General features: G+C 68.7%; 17 protein-coding genes. 7 read left to right on the top strand and 10 right to left on the bottom strand.

What is annotated here, in order from left to right:
* Positions 1-220: 220 nt before the first annotated feature.
* The gene (locus F1599_RS13965; RefSeq protein ID WP_150083451.1) at positions 221-718 is read right to left on the bottom strand and encodes an Mpo1 family 2-hydroxy fatty acid dioxygenase; all 498 of its coding nucleotides are present in this window, start codon (positions 716-718) and stop codon (positions 221-223) included.
* Positions 719-1,097: 379 nt separating this feature from the next.
* Between F1599_RS13965 and F1599_RS13960 the strand changes: the two genes are divergently transcribed.
* The 5 genes from F1599_RS13960 (at position 1,098) to F1599_RS13940 (ending at position 6,422) form a co-directional block, all read left to right on the top strand.
* On the top strand, positions 1,098-1,841 hold the full coding sequence (locus F1599_RS13960) for a Crp/Fnr family transcriptional regulator (RefSeq protein WP_149318380.1): 744 nt from the start codon (positions 1,098-1,100) through the stop codon (positions 1,839-1,841).
* Positions 1,838-2,707: an arylamine N-acetyltransferase family protein gene (locus F1599_RS13955; RefSeq protein WP_223819633.1), complete on the top strand. Its 870-nt coding sequence runs from the start codon at positions 1,838-1,840 to the stop codon at positions 2,705-2,707. Before F1599_RS13960 ends, F1599_RS13955 begins: the two co-directional genes overlap by 4 nt.
* Before the next feature lie 229 nt (positions 2,708-2,936).
* Positions 2,937-3,701: an SDR family oxidoreductase gene (locus F1599_RS13950; protein ID WP_149318154.1), complete on the top strand. Its 765-nt coding sequence runs from the start codon at positions 2,937-2,939 to the stop codon at positions 3,699-3,701.
* 23 nt (positions 3,702-3,724) lie between these two features.
* On the top strand, positions 3,725-5,527 hold the full coding sequence (locus tag F1599_RS13945; RefSeq protein ID WP_150083450.1) for a class I adenylate-forming enzyme family protein: 1,803 nt from the start codon (positions 3,725-3,727) through the stop codon (positions 5,525-5,527).
* A 43-nt stretch (positions 5,528-5,570) separates the two neighbouring features.
* Positions 5,571-6,422 (top strand): acid phosphatase, encoded by an 852-nt coding sequence (locus F1599_RS13940; protein ID WP_370639463.1) that lies wholly within the window; start codon positions 5,571-5,573, stop codon positions 6,420-6,422.
* Positions 6,423-6,447: 25 nt separating this feature from the next.
* On the opposite strand, the gene F1599_RS13935 is transcribed toward F1599_RS13940, so the two are convergent.
* The 5 genes from F1599_RS13935 to F1599_RS25855 all read right to left on the bottom strand — a co-directional run bounded on the left by F1599_RS13935 (position 6,448) and on the right by F1599_RS25855 (position 9,761).
* Positions 6,448-7,008 carry a CreA family protein gene (locus F1599_RS13935; protein ID WP_223819632.1) on the bottom strand — a complete coding sequence of 187 codons (561 nt, stop codon included), beginning with the start codon at positions 7,006-7,008 and terminating at the stop codon, positions 6,448-6,450.
* Positions 7,009-7,010: 2 nt separating this feature from the next.
* The gene (locus tag F1599_RS13930) at positions 7,011-7,496 is read right to left on the bottom strand and encodes an acyl-CoA thioesterase (RefSeq protein ID WP_149318152.1); all 486 of its coding nucleotides are present in this window, start codon (positions 7,494-7,496) and stop codon (positions 7,011-7,013) included.
* Positions 7,497-7,672: 176 nt separating this feature from the next.
* Complete coding sequence (locus F1599_RS13925; protein WP_006577833.1) at positions 7,673-7,954, bottom strand: HU family DNA-binding protein; 282 nt, start codon at positions 7,952-7,954, stop codon at positions 7,673-7,675.
* Between the two features lie 264 nt (positions 7,955-8,218).
* Positions 8,219-9,439: a Bcr/CflA family multidrug efflux MFS transporter gene (locus F1599_RS13920; protein ID WP_150083448.1), complete on the bottom strand. Its 1,221-nt coding sequence runs from the start codon at positions 9,437-9,439 to the stop codon at positions 8,219-8,221.
* 157 nt (positions 9,440-9,596) lie between these two features.
* Positions 9,597-9,761: a hypothetical protein gene (locus tag F1599_RS25855; RefSeq protein ID WP_187829200.1), complete on the bottom strand. Its 165-nt coding sequence runs from the start codon at positions 9,759-9,761 to the stop codon at positions 9,597-9,599.
* Between F1599_RS25855 and F1599_RS13915 the strand changes: the two genes are divergently transcribed.
* The gene (locus F1599_RS13915; protein WP_043440846.1) at positions 9,724-10,254 is read left to right on the top strand and encodes a hypothetical protein; all 531 of its coding nucleotides are present in this window, start codon (positions 9,724-9,726) and stop codon (positions 10,252-10,254) included. The genes F1599_RS25855 and F1599_RS13915 overlap by 38 nt on opposite strands.
* 194 nt (positions 10,255-10,448) lie before the next feature.
* Here F1599_RS13915 and mdoH read toward each other — a convergent pair whose 3' ends face one another.
* Together mdoH and F1599_RS13905 are read right to left on the bottom strand one after the other, a co-directional pair.
* On the bottom strand, positions 10,449-13,028 hold the full coding sequence (mdoH, locus tag F1599_RS13910) for a glucans biosynthesis glucosyltransferase MdoH (protein WP_149318150.1): 2,580 nt from the start codon (positions 13,026-13,028) through the stop codon (positions 10,449-10,451).
* A complete protein-coding gene (locus F1599_RS13905; RefSeq protein WP_304524166.1) occupies positions 13,001-14,530 on the bottom strand; it encodes a glucan biosynthesis protein G in 1,530 nt (509 codons plus the stop codon). The genes mdoH and F1599_RS13905 overlap by 28 nt, the downstream gene beginning before the upstream one ends.
* 766 nt (positions 14,531-15,296) lie before the next feature.
* Here F1599_RS13905 and F1599_RS13900 point away from each other — a divergent pair.
* Complete coding sequence (locus tag F1599_RS13900; RefSeq protein ID WP_223819631.1) at positions 15,297-15,779, top strand: hypothetical protein; 483 nt, start codon at positions 15,297-15,299, stop codon at positions 15,777-15,779.
* A 30-nt stretch (positions 15,780-15,809) separates the two neighbouring features.
* Here the strand turns inward: F1599_RS13900 and F1599_RS13895 are convergent, their stop codons facing one another.
* Together F1599_RS13895 and ribB are read right to left on the bottom strand one after the other, a co-directional pair.
* Positions 15,810-16,466, bottom strand: a complete 657-nt coding sequence (locus F1599_RS13895) for a surface-adhesin E family protein (RefSeq protein ID WP_150083446.1) — start codon at positions 16,464-16,466, stop codon at positions 15,810-15,812.
* Between the two features lie 140 nt (positions 16,467-16,606).
* A complete protein-coding gene (gene ribB, locus F1599_RS13890; RefSeq protein ID WP_150083445.1) occupies positions 16,607-17,323 on the bottom strand; it encodes a 3,4-dihydroxy-2-butanone-4-phosphate synthase in 717 nt (238 codons plus the stop codon).
* Between the last annotated feature and the right edge of the window lie 148 nt (positions 17,324-17,471).

The raw sequence follows: 17,471 nt of genomic DNA, 5'->3' as shown, positions 1-17,471 counted from the left end.
GCGGCGGCCACCGAATCATAGCGGAAAGTGACGCATTTCCAAGGGGGTTTGGCCCGTTACCCCCCTGAAACCCCGTAAAAACCCGGTGAAAAGTCCTGCTTTCTGTCGCGCCGATGCATCGACGCACGTGCGCGGCAACGCCCGGGCCCTCCTGTCGGCGCGCATCGCCGTGCTTTGCAGTGTCGAGCGATGACCCGCTCCTTGCGCGTGCGATAGCGATTCAGTGCGCGTGCGCCTCCATCCGTTCGCGCGTTTCGCGCGCCAGGCCCAGCGCAAAAGCCGTCTCGGCGACCAGGAACAGCGGGCCGATCAGCAGCCCGACAAGATCGTCGACGAAGGCCGGCTTGCGCCCTTCGTAATAGTGGCCGACGAACTGGATCACCCATCCAAGCACGAACAGCCCGATGCCGATCGCCAGCCAGGCCGCGGTCGACAGTCCTCCGATCAGATGGCCGACATAGACGAACAGGGCAAGGATCAGCGTCATCGCGATGCCGAACCCCGCCGACAGCCGCAGGTAGAACAGACAGGACAGCACGTAGACCACGATGGCCGGCGTCAGCATCGCGGCGCCGTCGCCGAGCGGGATCTGCGGACGCGCCAGCAGCGCCGTGACCGCCAGCACGATCATCGGGATGCCGACGAAGTGGGTCGCGACGTTGCGGCTGTCGCGGTGGTAGGCGGCGTATTGGGATAGATGGTCGACCAGCGTTTTCATGGCGTCTCCTCCTGTCAGCGGGGACTACGAACGGCATGCCGTCGGACCGATTCCGCGCAATACGGGCGCAATACGGGCGCAATACGGGCGCAATACGGGCGCAATACGGGCGCACCACGGGCGAACTTCGGCTGCATTCCTGGCGCACCTCCGACGCATGGCTGGCGCGCTCCAGCCCGGCATGATCGATTTATAGTAATGGGCGCGCCGGACGCGGTCTGTCCGAATTTTGACAGTCCGGGCTTGTCCCTGGGCTTGTCCCTGGGCTGGTCCTTGACCTCGTCCCCGGCCCTTGCCGAACTCGCACCGGCGCACGCACCGACGCTCGCACGGACTCACCTCGACCCTGCCCTGCGTCGCGATGACGATGGAGACCACCATGGGCATTCCGCCCCTTGCCTGCCCCACGCGTGGCACCGACAACCCCGCCGATCCGCTCGCCCCGCTGCGCACGGGTAGCTGGTTTCGCGGCCTGCCCGAGGACATGCGCGCGGCCCTGCTCGAGAGCGGCACGATGCGCCGGCTGGAACCTGGCGAGGTCCTGTTCCAGCGCGGCGATCCCTTCGATGGCCTGTACGCGGTGATCGCCGGCGCGGTTCTTGTGCATGCGCACGATGCCGGCGGCAAGGCCGCGCTGCTGGGCCTGCTGGAAGCGGGCGCATGGTTCGGGGAGATCTGCCTGTTCGACGGCCTGCTGCGCACGCATGACGCCCGCGCGGCGACGCGTGCGGCGGTGTGGCACGTCCCGCGCGCCCGGCTCGACGCGATGCTGGCCGCGCAGCCGGCCTGGTGGCGGGAGTTCGGCAAGCTGCTGGCCGGCAAGACACGCGAGGCGTTCCGCTATGTCGAGGAGGCGCAATTGCTGCCCCCGCTGGCGCGTACCGCCCGGCGGCTCGCGGCCATCGCGCGCTCCTATGGCGACACGCCCGCGGCGGCCGAAGACCCCGCACGGCAGCCCCATCGCTCGATCCATCTGCCGCAGGAACAACTGGCGCAGATGCTCGGCCTGTCCCGGCAGACCGTGAACCACGCGCTGCGCGAACTGGAGGCACGCGGCCTGCTGCGGCTGCGCTACGCCGATATCGAACTGCTCGATCTGTCGACCCTGGAGACCTTGACTTGACCACACCGGTGAACCCATCGGCCCAGCCGAGCCTGGATGCCGACCGGCTCGACGCCTATCTGAACCGCATCGGCCTGCGCGAGCGCCCATCGCCCAGCCGCGAGGCGCTCGACGCGATCGTTGCCGCGCATCTGCGACGCATTCCGTTCGAGAACATCGACGTGCTGCTCGGCCGCCCGATCGACATCGCGCTCGACGCGGTGTTCGACAAGCTGGTGACGCGCGAGCGCGGCGGCTACTGCTTCGAGCACAACACGCTACTGGCCGCCGCGCTGACGGCGCTCGGCTTCGAGGTGGTGCCGCTGGCCGCGCGGGTGCGCTACGGCGTCGACGAAGGCGTGCCGACGCCGCAGTCCCATCTGCTGCTGCGCGTGCGCGTCGCCCACCGCGACTACATCGCCGACGCCGGCTTCGGCGGCCCCAATCCGCCCTGCGCGCTGCCGCTGTCCGAACCGGCGCCCGAGGGGCTGCCGTACCGGCTGGTCAGCGCACCGCCCGGTGCGGCATCCGGCGGCGCGTTCCACCTGCTCGATCTCGAACTGGCCACCGCCGACGGCTGGGCCAAGCTCTATCGCTTCGACCTGTCGCCGCAGGCGTGGATCGATTACGCGGCGCGCAACTGGTATGTCTGCACCCATCCGGACAGCGTGTTCCTGCACCGGCTGATGGCGGCGCGCACCGACGGCAACGTCCGCCTGACGATGACCAACGGCGAGCTGACCGAGCGCGATGCCGATGGCGCCAGCCGCCACCTGCTGCTCGACACGCCGGCGGAGATCGTCGCCACGCTGCGCAAACGGATCGGCGTACGGTTGGACGACGAGACGGCGGCCGGCCTGCGGGAATGGCTGGCGCGGCGGGCCTGAGGCATGCGGGCGGGCGCCCCGCACACCGGCCCACCCTGCGCACCATGCACGCCGTGAATCCCCCGCAGAAAGAATGCTGATAAGGGCCGAGGAACGCGTGCCGGCCTGTGGACGCGGCCAGACCCACCGACCATAATGTGCCGGTCGCCGCCGCCCGTGCAACGCGTGCCGCGGCGCCACACCAACATCAGAGTCCACCGGAAAACGGGATCGGTAGAGGAGACACCCCATGTCATTGTTCGATCTGAGCGGCAAGGTCGCCATCGTCACCGGCTCTTCGCGCGGCATCGGCCGCGCGATCGCCGAGCAGATGGCGGTCCAGGGCGCCAAGGTGGTCATTTCGTCGCGCAAGGCCGAGGCCTGCCAGGAAGTGGTCGACGCCATCAACGCCAGGCACGGCGACGGCACCGCGATCGCCGTGCCGGCCAATATCTCGTCCAAGAGCGATCTGCAGCATCTGGTCGACGAGACCAACCGCGTGTTCGGCAAGATCGACGTGCTGGTCTGCAATGCCGCGTCCAACCCCTACTACGGTCCGATGGGCGGGGTCACCGACGAGCAGTTCCGCAAGGTGCTCGACAACAACGTGATCTCCAACCACTGGCTGATCCAGATGGTCGCGCCGCAGATGATCGACCGCAAGGACGGCTCGATCATCATCGTGTCGTCGATCGGCGGCCTGCGCGGCTCGCCGACCATCGGCGTCTACAACATCTCGAAGGCGGCGGACTTCCAGCTGGCGCGCAACCTGGCCGTCGAATTCGGCCCGCACAATGTGCGCGTCAACTGCATCGCCCCGGGCCTGATCAAGACCGACTTCGCCCGCGCGCTGTGGGAGGACCCGGTGCGCTACAAGCAATCGACCGAGAACGCGCCGCTGCGCCGCATCGGCGAGCCGGTCGAGATCGCCGGCGCGGCGGTCTACCTGGCCTCGAGCGCCAGCACCTTCATGACCGGCCAGGCGCTGGTGGTCGACGGCGGCGTGACGATCTGAGCGGCGCTCACGCTCGCCGCCCGATGGCACCGCCGACCCGCAGTTCACAGGGCAGTGCGCAGGGAGATTCGCCGGCCTGGCCGGCGATCTCGCTGGCCGAAGCCCATGCCCGCCTGACCGCTCCCGGCGCACCGTTCGAAACCGAGGTGCGCGAGATCCGCGGCATTCCAACCACGGTCTGGAAGCACGCGCCGCCGACGCTGCGCGACCTGTTCCTGCAGGCCCGCGCGCGCGGCGAGCGTACCTTCGTCGTCTACGAGGACCAGCGCGTTTCCTATGCGGGCTTCGCGCGCGCCGCGCTGGCGATCGCGCACGCGTTGATCGCGGACGGCGTGCGCCCCGGCGACCGTGTCGCGGTGGCGATGCGCAACCTGCCCGAATGGCCCGCGGCCTTCTACGGCGCGCTGCTGACCGGCGCCATCGCGACGCCGCTCAACGCATGGTGGACCGGCCCCGAGCTGCAATACGGCCTGGCCGATTCCGGCTGCAAGGTCGCCATCGTCGACGACGAACGGCTCGAGCGGCTGCGTTCGCATCTGGCCGAGTGCCCCGCCCTGCTGCGCGTCCATGTCTGCCGCTTCGGCGCCGATGCCGGCAATGCCGCGATGGCCGGAGATGTTGATCCGCGCGTGGTGCCGCTGGAGCGGACCACCGGCGACGTGATGGCCTGGGACGCGTTGCCGGATCTGCCGCTGCCCGACGTGGCGATCGATCCCGAGGACGACGCCACGCTGTTCTATACCTCCGGCACTACCGGCAAGCCCAAGGGCGCCATCGGCACGCACCGCAATGCGACCACGGTGGCCTTCTGCGGCGGCTTCGGCCCGGCGCGCAACTTCCTGCGCCGTGGCCAGCCGATTCCCGAACCCGACCCGCAGGCACCGCAGAAGGCCACGCTGCTGTCGGTGCCCTTTTTCCACGTGACCGGCTGCATGTCGGTGCTGAACGGCGCCTTGCACGCCGGCAGCAAGATCGTGCTGATGCGCCGCTGGGACGCGCTGCGCGCGCTGGCGCTGATCGAGCGCGAGCGCTGCACGGTGGCCGGCGGCGTGCCGACCATCGCCTGGCAACTGGTCGAGCATCCCGAGCGTGAGCGCTTCGACCTGTCGTCGCTGGAGAGCGTCAACTACGGCGGCGCGCCGGCCTCGCCCGAGCTGGTCCGCCGCATCGTCGAGGTGTTCCCCAAGTCGATGCCCGGCATCGGCTGGGGCATGACCGAGACCTCGGCCACCTTCACCAGCCACAACGCCGAGGAATACCTGCATCGTCCCGACAGCAGCGGCCCCGCGCTGCCGATCGGCGAGATGAAGGTGGTCGACGGCCGCGGCCGCGCCCTGCCGCCCGGCGAGGTCGGCGAGCTGATGGTGCGCGGCGCCAATGTCGTGCGCGGCTACTGGAACAAGCCCGAGGCCACCGCCAGCACCTTCGTCGACGGCTGGCTGCGCACCGGCGATATCGCGCGGCTGGACGAGGAAGGCTTCCTCTATATCGTCGATCGCGCCAAGGACATGCTGATCCGCGGCGGCGAGAACATCTATTGCATCGAGGTCGAGAGCGCGCTGTACGAGCATCCCGCGGTGATGGACGCGGCCCTGGTCGGCATCCCGCACCGCACGCTGGGCGAGGAACCGGGCGCGGTGGTAGGCGTCAAGCCCGGCGCCAGCGTTACCGAGGCCGAGCTGCAGGCCTTCGTCGCGCAGCGGCTGGCGGCGTTCAAGGTGCCGGTCCGCGTGATCGTGCGCGACGCGACGCTGCCGCGCAACGCAAACGGCAAGATCCTGAAGTCGGAATTGCGCAAGCTGTTCGACAATGGCGCGAACGCGTAGCCACGCGCCACGCGCCCTATCACGACAACCGGGAGCCCCTATCTTGGCCACTGCCGCCTCGCCCATCCGCGCCGCCTGGCGCGGCACCCTGTCCGTCTTTGCCGTCGCCGCCTTTCTGGCAGGCGCCTACGGTTGCGCCAGCCAGGGCCCCATCAGCCGGGCCGGCGACGTGCCGGAACTGCGCCCGGGCGTTCTCGCCGGTTACCTACCCGCGGACCAGCGTCCCGACAGCCTGCGCCTCGTGCCGCCACCGCCTGCGCCCGGCTCGCAGGCGCTCGCCGCCGACGAGGAAGCCGCGCGCGCGAACCTGGCCAAGACAGGTACGCCCCGCTGGCAACTGGCCGTCGAAGACGCCAACCTGAAATTCCCGCAGGCGGCCGAGACCTTCTCGTGCGCGCTGGGCGTGCCGATCAACGAACGCGATACCCCGCAGCTCTACCTGCTGCTGCGGCGCAGCCTGGTGGACGCCGGCCTGTCGACCTATCGCGCCAAGGAGCACTACCGGCGCCAGCGTCCCTTCCTCGTCAACCACCTGCCGACCTGCACCCCCGACGATGTCGCCAAGCTGGCCAAGGACGGCTCCTACCCGTCCGGCCACAACGCGGCGGGCTGGGCCTGGGCGCTGATCCTGACCGAGGTCGACCCCGAGCGCGCCGACGCGATCCTGGCGCGCGGGCTCGCCTACGGCCAGAGCCGCCTCGCCTGCAACGTGCACTGGCAGAGCGATGCCAACCAGGGCCGCATCATGGGCGCCGCCACGGTGGCGCGGCTGCATGCCGATCCGACCTTCCGCGCCGACCTCGCGGCCGCACGCACCGAGGTGGCGGCCGCGCGCGCCAAGGGGCTGAAGCCGACGCGCGACTGCGCGGCGGAGCGGGCGGCGCTGGGGCAGTAGCGCCCCCCACGAAAGAGAGCAGCGCTCAGCGCAGCGGGATCGGCGTGCCGGCCTCCACCGGTACCGCCGTCACGCTGTTCTTCGGGCTGCCGGACACGATGCGGTCCGAATAGGTCAGGTAGACCAGCGTGTTGCGCTTGCGATCGACCACGCGCACCACGTGCAGGGTCTTGAACAGGATCGACATGCGTTCGGAGAACACATTGTCCTGCTGGCGCAGCGGGCCCTTGAAGGCGATCTTGCCGACCTGCCTGCAGGCGATCGAGGCTTCGGCCGGGTCCTCGGCCATGCCGAGCGATCCCTTGATGCCGCCGGTGCGGGCGCGCGAGACGTAGCAGGTGATGCCGTCGACTTCGGGATCGTCGTAGGCCTCGATCACGACGCGGTCCGAGCCGGTCACGCGGAAATGCGTGTTGACGCTGCCGATTTCTTCGGCATGCGCGGGCGCGATCGTGGCGAACGCCAGCGCCCCAACGAACGCACCAACCAACGGACGAACCAGCGGACGAACCAACGCACCAGCCCGCACGGCAGCCAGCGATGCGGCCGAACCTGCGGCCATCGGACGACGGGATGCGCGCGCCATGGTCAGCTCACCGCGCCCTGGATCTGGTCGTGCCGGTGCTCCATCTCCTGGCGCAGCTGGCGGCGCAGTTGCGCGGCGGCGAAGCGCTGGCGCTCGACCTCGTCGCGCGGCACCAGCGGCGGCACCTCGGCCGGCTTGCCGTCGTCGTCGACCGCGACCATCGTGAAATAGCAGCTGTTGGTATGGCGCACCAGCTTGCTGCGGATGTTCTCGGTGATGACCTTGATGCCGATCTCCATCGAGCTGCGCCCGGTGTAGTTGACCGCGGCGAGGAAGGTCACCAGTTCGCCGACGTGGATCGGCTGGCGGAACACCACCTGGTCGACCGACAGCGTGACGACATAGCGGCCCGCGTAGCGGCTGGCACAGGCATAGGCGACCATGTCCAGATATTTGAGGATGGTGCCGCCGTGGACATTGCCGGAGAAATTGGCCATGTCCGGCGTCATCAGCACGGTCATCGACAGTTGATGCGAGAGGTCGTTCATCGGGAGCGGCGCGGAGGAATCGGCGCGGGTGGGTTGAGATTGGGGTGGCGAACTGCGGCGGTGGCGGAACGCGCTTGCAGGATGCGAGTGTAGCGCGGCGCGGCGACGGCGGCGCCAAATGAAAAAGCGGCCCACGTGGGCCGCTCTCTCCGGTTGGCATCCGAGGATGCCCGCTCTTACTTCTTCTTGTTCACAGCGTCCTTGAAACCCTGGCCGGCAGAGAACTTGACCGTCTTGGCGGCCGGAATTTTGATCGTTTCGCCGGTGCGCGGGTTGCGGCCGGTACGGGCGGCGCGCTTGCCGGCGCCGAAGCTGCCGAAGCCCACCAGCGTGACCGAATCTCCCTTGGCAACCGCCTTCTTGATGTTTTCCAGCGCGGCGTTCAGGGCGCGCTCTGCTGCAGCGTTGCTCAGTTCCGCGTCTGCGGCGATGGCAGACACCAGTTCACCTTTATTCATGGCTGTATCCCTTGTTGGTCGTCGTCACCGGTGACCAGCCTGAGCCGTTTCACCGACCGGCGCAGTCTAATCCGCCGCTTGCGCGTTGGGCAATCCCCAGTCGCACCGACGCAACGAAAATGCCGGAAATCCTTCCGTCAAGCGGCTTTCGGGGAGATTTACCCCCTCAATTCGGGGCTTTGACGCGGGTCCGACAGCGGGTTATCCCGAACCTGCGGCAAGGGCCGCGGCGCCCCGCGTCGCCACGCCTCCCCGGCCGGCAGCCTATTCCGCGGCAGCCACCACGGCGGAACGACGGCCGAACATGCGCATCAGCACCGCGCCGATGCCGGCGATGGCCATCACCACGCCCAGCGGCAAGGCGGTGCCGTCGTGCCACAGGCTGACCGCGGTACCGGCCAGCGTGCCCATGCCGAATTGCAGCGTGCCCATCAGCGCCGATGCGGTGCCGGCGCGATGGCCCTGATGCGCGAGCGCCAGCGCCGACGCGTTGGGCGTGATACAACCCAGGCCCGCCACGAAGATGAAGAAGCCGACCAGCAGCACCGGCAGCGCCGCCACGTTGGCGAGGTTGGCCAGCGCGAGCAGCAGTCCCGCGCCGCACGGCGCCAGCAGCGCCAACTGCAGCACGCGGTCGAGCGAGCGGCCGCGCACCAGCGCCGCATTGATCTGCGACATCGCGATCAGGCCGAACGCATTGGCGCCGAAGACGAAACCATAGTGCGAGGGATCGATGCCATGCAGTTCGATCAGCACGAAGGGTGAGCCGGCAATGTACGCAAACATGCCCGACTGCGCGAAGCCGGCGCACAGCGAGTAGCCGAGAAATTCGCGATCGCGCAGCAGCGCGCCGTAGTTGTCGAAGACATTGCCCAGGCGCAGCGGCGTCGCGCGGCGCGGGTCCAGCGACTCCTCCAGGCGGAAATGCACCAGCAGCAGGACCAGCGTGCCGACCGCGGCCATCACCCAGAAGATCGCCCGCCAGCCCAGCACGGTCAGGATCGCGCCCCCGACGATCGGCGCGAGGATCGGCGCCAGGCCCATCACCAGCATCAGCGACGAGAACGCGCGCGCGGACTCGTGCGCCTCGAGCCGGTCGCGCACCATCGCGCGCGCCATCACCATGCCGGCGCAGCCGCCGGCCGCCTGCACGAAGCGCCAGGCCATCAGTGCGGGTGCGTCGCCGGACAGCGCGCAGGCCACCGACGCCAGCACGTAGAGGCTGAGCCCGACATACAGCGGCGCCTTGCGGCCGAAGCGGTCGCTGACCGGACCGTAGAAGGACTGCCCGATCGCCAGGCCGACCAGGAAGGTACCGAGCGTCAGCTGCACGCTGCCGATGTCGACGCCGAGGTCGGCGGCCAGCGTCGGGAACGCCGGCAGGTACATGTCGATCGACAGCGGCGCCAAGGCGGTCAGCGACGCGCAGATCAGCAGCCAAAGCGGAAAACGCGGCGTCGTGGCCGTGCGGGAGGATTGGGTCATTGGCGGACGACGGAACGCCGTCAAGCGAAAGGCGCAATTGTTGCACACCGTGATGTATTGCGTGCCTGCGGGTTCCGCCTCACGGGGCCGGCGGGTACAATGCACCCGGTCGACACACTGCCGGTCCGTCTTCATCGCCGGTCTCGATCGCGGGACTTCAGCGCAGCCCCAGCCCCGTGCCGTTCCAGGCGTTCTTTCCCTGCATGCGAACCATATCGAACCACACGACTGCATCGATCGCCCGAGGAACGTCGGCCTCCATCGGGATCGCTACCGCAACCTGGTTGCTGTGGGCCTCGTCCGCCTGCGCGGCGCCGGTCACGGCGCGTACTGTCGCGGCACATCCAGCCGCGAGCGCGGCCGTGGTGGTCGATGAAGCCGATTCGCTGACCCGCATGCTGCGCGGCGCGGCCACCGGCCAGAACACCGGCGCGGCCGGCGTCCCCGAATTCCTGCGCAGCTCGCGCCGGCCCGATACCGTGCTGGCGCGCGCCTGCCGCCAGCTCAACGACGCGCTGCCGATCGAGATCGACAAGGAAACGCGTCTGCGCCGCTGCCAGGCGGTGCCCGGCAAACACATCCTGTTCCAGCTGGAATTGACCAACTACAGCGGGCCGATGCTGGACCTGGCCAGCTTCGAGGTCAGCTATGCCGCGCCGCTACAGCGCAATATCTGCGCGAATCGCGACGTCGAGATCCTGACCAAGCTGGGCGTCAGCATGATGTTCCGCTACATGACACGCAAGGCCCGCGGCGAGCGCCGCGTCGGCGACGTCTATATCAACGGCCCGATCTGCACGGCGGCGCTGCGCTGAGCGTCCCGTCTCGCTTCCATCGGCGATGGCATAGCCACCGCTCCTGCCCTCTGTCCCAACCCCTCTCCCCCAACCCTCTCCCGCATGCGGGAGCGGGGAGCGAGGCATTGAAGCGGCGTTGGCGGTGGCAGCCGGCGTTTGGGTTCTCCCTCTCCCTCACCGGGAGAGGGTCGGGGAGAGGGGGTGGTGTCCGATCAAGCCGCCGCACTCCCCCGCGGGCGCAGGGGCACGACATTGGCCGCGCGGCGCAGCAGCGCACGCGTGGCCTTCCAGCCGTCGTCGGCCAGCGGCGACGACCACACCGCCTCGTGCAGCCGCGACAGCGCCAGCGGATCGTTCAGCAGCAGCAGCTTCTGCTTCGCGCTCAGATTGCCGGGGCCATTGGTCAGCGCCTGCTGCACCAGCACCGCGTGCTGGCGCTGCGTGCTGGCCGGCTGCACCACGCGCGTGGTCGCCGTTGCGCACATCAGCGCATTGGTGACCGGATCGACCACCGCGTCGACGAAGCCCGGCGTATCGCCTGCCTCCGCCACATGGCGCTGCGTGTCGACGATCTCGCGCGGCGGCTCGATTTCTTCCGGAATCACGAACAGTCCGGCACGGCGCGTGGCGCGGCCCAGGCTGACGCGCGAGAGCCAGACCGACAGCGGGATCGACAGCGCCAGCGCGCCGACGATCGGCAGCAGCCACCAGACGAAGCCCGGATCGAGCCAGTACACCAGCGCGCCCCAGCCCAGACCCAGCACGGTGTGCCAGCCGTGGCGGCGCACCGCCTCGCCCCAGCTCGTCTCGGCGTCCTCGCGCGGCGGCGACTTCCACGAGATGCCCCAGCCGATATAGGCGGCGAGCACGAACTGCGTATGGAACAGCATCCGCACCGGCGCCAGCAGGGCCGAGATCACGACCTCGATCAGCATCGACAGCATCAGCCGCAGCGCCCCGCCGTAGCGGCGCGCCTGCTTCATCAGCAGCACCACGCCGAACAGCTTCGGCAGGAACAGCAGCGTGGCGGTGGCCGAGAACAGCGCGAGCGCCTTCTCCGGATGCCACTCGGGCCAGTTCGGATAGAACTGGTACGGCTGCGAGAAGTACTCGGGCGGCACCAGCGCATGCTTGGCCAGCATCGCGGTCGACAGCAGCAGGAACAGGAACCACAGCGGCGCCGACAGGTAGGCCATCACGCCGGTCAGGAACACCGCGCGGTGCACGGCGTGGAAGCCCTGCTTCATCCACAGCCGGAAGTTCATCAGGTTGCCCTGGCACCAGCGGCGGTCGCGCTTGACCTCGTCGAGCAGATTGGGCGGCAGCTCCTCGAACGAGCCCGGCAGATCGTAGGCGATCCACACCCCCCAGCCGGCGCGGCGCATCAGCGCGGCCTCGACGAAATCGTGCGACAGGATCTCGCCGGCCAGCGGCCCCTTGCCGGGCAGCGGCGCCAGCGCGCAATGCTCCATGAAGGGCTTGATGCGGATGATCGCGTTGTGGCCCCAGTAGTGCGATTCGCCCAGTTGCCAGTAATGCAGGCCGGCCGTGAACAGCGGTCCGTAGACGCGCGTGGCGAACTGCTGCACGCGCGCATACATCGTCTCGCGGCCGGTCGCCAGCGGCGCGGTCTGGATGATGCCGGCGCCCGGGTTAGCCTCCATCAGCCGCACCAGCGTGGCCAGGCAATCGCCGCTCATCACGCTGTCGGCGTCGAGCACCACCATGTAGCGATACTTGCTGCCCCAGCGGCGGCAGAAGTCGGCCACGTTGCCGGTCTTGCGCTTGACGCGATGACGGCGCCAGCGATAGAAGATGCGGCCGAAGCCGTTGACCGCGCGGCAGGTCTCCATCCACGCATCGGTTTCCGCGGTGCGCAGGTCGGGATTGCCGCTGTCGGACAGCACGAAGAAATCGAAGTGGGCGAGTTCGCCGGTGCGTTCCAGCGATTCGTAGGTCGCGCGCAGGCCGGCGAAGACGCGGGTCACGTCCTCGTTGCAGATCGGCATGATGACCGCGGTGCGCGCCTCCCGGGCGATCGGCGCGTTGCCGCTCGCGGAGCGCGAGATCAGATGGCGATCGCCCCCCTTGGCCAGCACCAGGAAGCCCATCATCGCGGTCCAGAAGCCGGCCGAGACCCACGAGAACAGCACCGTGAACAGGCCCAGCGTGATCATCTCGAGGGTGTCGTTGCCCTTGTACGGCAGCACCGTCGACATGAAGTACGTCGCCATCATGGTCTGCACGATCACCAGCAACAGCAGCACCCAGCGGCGGTGCGCACCGGCCGGATGCCACTTGCCCTCGGCGTCGGGGCCGTCGTGCAGCGTGTCCCAGGTCTCGGGAACGGGCGGCTTGCCGAACAGCTTGCGCACGCCGTTGCGCACGAAGGCCGCGACCAGGTGCGGCGGCCACGGCCGCGGCACCATCGACGCACGTTTGGGTTCGGGGCCGGTGGCCACATGGACCGTACCGTCGGCGCGCCGCTCGATCAGCGGTTCGCCGCCGACCTTGGGCTCGCCGTAGGCGAGTTGCAGGCGCCGCTCGATCGAGCCGTAGGCCGCGCCGGCGGGAGAAGCCGCGCCGTCGCCATTGGACAGCGCCTTTTGCAGCGAGCGCACGCCGGGATCGTCGCCGGTGGCATCGCCCTTGATGACGATGCCTTCATGCAGCGCGGTATCGGCGAGCAGGTCGCGGCGCTGTTCCGGCGATACCGGCAGGCGGTCGACATAGCGCTCGCACGCCGCCGCGGCCGAGCGCTGCTTTAGCCTGGGGGTAAGATGTAGCTCCATGTCTCTGACAGGGTTGTGTTGCCGTTGCGAAGATAGCCGCGCAACTCGACCGGCTTGTTCTCGTCCTTGCGGCGCAGGAACATCGTCATGCGCCAGCCACCGGTGGCCTCGTTGCGCTGCGTCGTGGTGCGCAGCAGTTCGGCGTTGCCATCGGCCGATACCACCGCATCGATATGCGCGGCGGGATCCAGCTTCTTGAATGCGGGCCCCTCGAAGTCCACCAGCAGCGAGAAGCTGGTGTCCTCCTTGTTGCGGGACAGCCCCTGCCCGCGGCGGGTCTGCGTGACCCACGACAGCGGCGGCATGCGCTCGCGGTCCTTCTGCCACAGCAGCCGGTATTCGAGATCGAACGGCTGCTTCGGCTTGGGCGGGTTGTCCGGGACCCAATAGGCCACGATGTTGTCGTTGGTCTCGTCCGGCGTCGGGATCATCACCAGTTCGACGCGCCCCGAACCCCAGTTACCGCGGGGTTCGACCCAGCCGCTCGGCCGGCGTTCATACCATTCGCCGATTTCCTGGTAGCTGGCGAACGAGCGGTCGCGCTGCATCAGGCCGAAGCCCTGCGGATTGGTCGCCGAGAACGAGGTCACCAGCAGGCGGCGCGGATTGACGAGCGGACGCCAGATCCATTCGCCGGTACCCAGCTGGATCGACAGGCCGTCGGAGTCGTGCACCTCGGGACGGAACTCCGGCGCCGCGGGCGGCTGGTTTTCGCCGAACAGGTACATGCTGGTCAGCGGCGCCAGGCCCAGCTTGGTCACGTTCTCGCGCAGATACAGGCGTGCCTTGACCTCGGTCTCGGTGTCGGTGCCCGGCTTGATCACGAAGCGATAGGCGCCGCTCATGCGGCGCGAATCCATCAGCGCATAGATGACCAGCTGCTTGTCGCCCGGTGCGGGACGCTCGATCCAGTACTCGACGAAGCGCGGGAATTCCTCGCCCGAAGCGAGCGCGGTGTCGACTGCAAGACCACGCGCCGACAGCCCGTACCACTGATCCTTGCCGACGCCGCGGAAATAGCTGGCGCCGACGAAGGACACCACCTCGTCCTTGTGCTTGCCGTTGACCGGATGCAGCACGCGAAAGCCCGCAAAGCCCAGGCCCTTGAGCATCTCGGGGTCGAACTTGTGCGAGCCGTAGTTGAAGTCGGCCGGATTGAAGCGCATCTCGCGCACGCGGTTGCCGGTGACCTCGTTGATCTTGACGGGCTGGTCGAACACCATGCCCTCGTGGAAGAACGACAGCTCGAACGGCAGCTTGGTATTGCGCCAGACGAAGCGTTCGGGCTTGTACTGGATCTCGCGATAGCGCGGGTACGACAGTTCGCGCAGCTCGGTCGGCAGATGGGCCTTGGGGGCCTTGTACGGGGAATTGGCGAGCTGGCGCGCGCGCGCCGCCACGGTATCGAAGCTGAACGCATGCGCCGCCATTGCGAAGCAGGCCAGCGCACCGGCACACAGCCAGCGTCCCAGTCGCACGCCGTCGAAGCGCGCCGACGGCATGGGCCGGCGGGAACGGGCGGAGAGCGGCGAGGAAATGGCGGAGTCGATCATGAATGCCGTCATCAAAGGCGGTAGTCGGTAATGCAATTGGTTATTCGGGAAGCCGCGGACAGTGGCGCGGAAACTCGTCGATGGCCAGGCCGGAGAACCGGTGCCTGAGCCGCCCCATGACGGACGTTGCCGGGGGCTGTGACTTTGGTGACGCTTGGAAGGTGTTGGATTTGCTGCAATGCGGGACAAAACCTTAACAAATTTGCCTACCAAAAGTCACGTTTCGGTCACGCAACGGTTGCAACAATTTGAAACGTTTGTTGCTTATCCGCCTCTTGATTGATCAACGTCGGGTATCCTCCTCATCCATCAAATGGCGCCGAAGTTGCACCGCAACAAGGCCCATGGCCACGACCGGCGCGCACGGCCTGTCCGCTCCTGTCGTCCTGCGCGCAGGAGCAGCGAATCGGTGTCGGGATCGGATGCGCGCCGGACGGCACGCGGTCGGTTGCGGATGCGGCCGTACCGTGCGGGCGGCAAGCGCCGGAACACGAACGTGCCGCAGCGGGCGCGACGATTGAAACTAGGCCCGTGTCATTGCGGCGTCAATCGGAGGCTGTCCGACAAAACCCTGCCTTGGTGGGACGGAACACGCAGGCCGGCGCGCGCGAGCCGCGCCGCGTGTCGGCGCGCACTACAATCGACCGATCCGTTCGATGGCGCGCCCGCGTGAAACCGGGCCGACCACGCCCACCACGCTGACAAGGGGGATGCGATGCCGCACGCAGCGCCTGCCCGCCTGCCGATGCCGCATTCGGCGCGCGCCCGGCTGCCGCTGCCGCGGCGCCTTGCGCCTGCACTGGCGTTTGCACTGGCGCGTGCACTGGCGCGTGCACTGGTGTTTGCGCTGGCCCTGTGCGCGGCGGCGCCGACATGGGCTTATGTCGACCACTATCTGGCGAGCACGATCGTCGGCACGATGACGCAGAGCGAGGCGCGCGCCTTCGCCTCCGCGGTCAATCGCGCATTGAACACGACCGAGGACGGCACCCCGGTCTCGTGGCGAACCCAGGCCACGCCGCGGCGCCCGGCCACCTACGCCAGGATCACGCCGCTGCAGAGCAAGACCGACCACGGCCAGCCCTGCCGCCAGATTCGCAGCGAGCTGCAGCGGTCCAGCAACGAGGAAAGCTGGACCGGCTGGTTCTGCAGGCAGCCGGACGGCCGCTGGCGGGCGCGGGCTGTCGACGAAGAATAGGAAACAAGGAAAAGCCGTTCGGCGCAGAGCTCAGCGGCACAGGCGCGCCATCATCTCGCTGGCCAGCGAGCCCGATGAGGCCACCTGCGGCGTGGCCCGCTGCGGCGAACGGATCGTATAAAGCGGTTCGCCGCGCGCGAAACGGCGCGGAAACAGCGTCTGCTCGACCACCGCGTACATCGACGTGGCGCAGTCCAGCACCATGCGCCGCAGCGACGACTGGATCGGCTCGCCGCTGGTCGTGTGGATGGCGCCGCCGACCGGCGCGTTGCGCATCACGACGACGCCGATGCGCGCGCCCTTGCGGCGCACCGAACGCTGGTCCAGATAAGAGATCACGCCATTGGCGCCCATCAACGGCAGCCAGCGCTGCGGGTCCGGAGCGGACGGGTCCGGCGCGGCCAGCGTCACGCAGCCTTCGCGCGGCGTCGAACGAAAGACGGTGCCGCCGTTCGGCCCCTGGCATTGATAGAGCCCGGCGGCCGCCGCGGGCAGCACCTTGCCGCGAGCGGTGTCGGCGTGGGCATCGGGACTGAGCGCGGGCGCGAGCGTCAGCGTGACGGCCAGCAGCAGCAGCGGCGCGATCGATCTGGATGCGGTGGATTCGGCGGAACGGTAACGAAACGGCGCGACGCCGGCGCTGAGAGCGCGGCGGCGCGGTGCGGGCGTGGCGGCACGAGACGACATGATGCGGGGCGCGTTGGTGAAACGGGGACGGCCCGGGGACCGGCGGCAGGCGCGGCCCACGATGATGCATGGGCCGCGCGACAGGCGGCATTGTCGCACAGCGACGCGCCGCCGCGGCCGGAACGGTCCGCCCCCAGGCCTCAGTGCCCCTGCTCTCGCCAGGCCACCAGTTCGGCGATGGTCAGCACCGGCAGATCGTGCTGCGCGGCGAAGACCAGCGCCTGCTCGTAGCGGGCCATCGTGCCATCCGGATTCATCAGCTCGCACAGCACCGCGGCCGGAGACAGGCCCGCCAGCCGCGCGAGATCGACCGATCCCTCGGTATGGCCGCGCCGGGTCAGCACGCCGCCGTCGGCGGCCACCAGCGGAAACACATGGCCGGGACTGACCACCGCGTCGAGCCCCGCGTCGTCGGCGATCGCGGCGCGGATCGTGGTGATCCGGTCGGCCGCGCTGACGCCGGTGGTGACACCGGTGCTCGCCTCGATCGACACCGTGAACGCGGTACCGTACTGGCTGCGATTGTTCTCGACCATCGGCCGCAGGCCCAGCCGCGCGACTTTCTCGCGCGTCAGGCACAGGCAGACGATGCCGCTGCATTCGCGGATCAGCATCGCCATATTGCCCGGCGTCAGCCGCTCGGCGGCGACGATCAGGTCGGCCTCGTTCTCGCGGTCGTGGTCGTCCATCAGCACCACGGGACGGCCCTCGCGCATGGCCTGCAGGGCCTGCTCGATGCGGGTCGGCAGATCGTGGGGAAGCGCCGGCACGATGGCGGCGGCAGGGTCGACGGCGGCCTGCGCGGAGGCGGCGTGGTCGGGGGAAGCGATATCGTGGGAAGAGATAGCGGACAGCATTGAAACGCTCCTTGCGTAAAGATCAACGGGCGTTTCAGGGGATTGGCGTCACAAGCGGGAGCGCGCACGAGAGCCGGCCCGAAGCCGACCTGCGTGATCGTTCACGACGCCGCCCACTCGCGCATGGCAAGGCAACGAACCGCGGAGC

The organism is Cupriavidus cauae (genome assembly GCF_008632125.1).
Classification (GTDB): Bacteria; Pseudomonadota; Gammaproteobacteria; order Burkholderiales; family Burkholderiaceae; genus Cupriavidus; species Cupriavidus cauae.
Note: the sequence above shows the minus strand (reverse complement) of the source record. Positions and strands in the feature narration are given on the sequence as shown.

Excerpts from the sequence above, each read along its gene's own strand:
- F1599_RS13965 (WP_150083451.1), bottom strand. The coding sequence starts at position 718 with ATGAAAACGCTGGTCGACCATCTATCCCAATACGCCGCCTACCACCGC.
- F1599_RS13960 (WP_149318380.1), top strand. The coding sequence starts at position 1,098 with ATGGGCATTCCGCCCCTTGCCTGCCCCACGCGTGGCACCGACAACCCC.
- F1599_RS13950 (WP_149318154.1), top strand. The coding sequence starts at position 2,937 with ATGTCATTGTTCGATCTGAGCGGCAAGGTCGCCATCGTCACCGGCTCT.
- F1599_RS13945 (WP_150083450.1), top strand. The coding sequence starts at position 3,725 with ATGGCACCGCCGACCCGCAGTTCACAGGGCAGTGCGCAGGGAGATTCG.
- F1599_RS13935 (WP_223819632.1), bottom strand. The coding sequence starts at position 7,008 with ATGGCGCGCGCATCCCGTCGTCCGATGGCCGCAGGTTCGGCCGCATCG.
- F1599_RS13930 (WP_149318152.1), bottom strand. The coding sequence starts at position 7,496 with ATGAACGACCTCTCGCATCAACTGTCGATGACCGTGCTGATGACGCCG.
- F1599_RS13925 (WP_006577833.1), bottom strand. The coding sequence starts at position 7,954 with ATGAATAAAGGTGAACTGGTGTCTGCCATCGCCGCAGACGCGGAACTG.
- F1599_RS13920 (WP_150083448.1), bottom strand. The coding sequence starts at position 9,439 with ATGACCCAATCCTCCCGCACGGCCACGACGCCGCGTTTTCCGCTTTGG.
- mdoH (WP_149318150.1), bottom strand. The coding sequence starts at position 13,028 with ATGGAGCTACATCTTACCCCCAGGCTAAAGCAGCGCTCGGCCGCGGCG.
- F1599_RS13905 (WP_304524166.1), bottom strand. The coding sequence starts at position 14,530 with ATGCCGTCGGCGCGCTTCGACGGCGTGCGACTGGGACGCTGGCTGTGT.
- F1599_RS13900 (WP_223819631.1), top strand. The coding sequence starts at position 15,297 with ATGCCGCACGCAGCGCCTGCCCGCCTGCCGATGCCGCATTCGGCGCGC.
- F1599_RS13895 (WP_150083446.1), bottom strand. The coding sequence starts at position 16,466 with ATGTCGTCTCGTGCCGCCACGCCCGCACCGCGCCGCCGCGCTCTCAGC.
- ribB (WP_150083445.1), bottom strand. The coding sequence starts at position 17,323 with ATGCTGTCCGCTATCTCTTCCCACGATATCGCTTCCCCCGACCACGCC.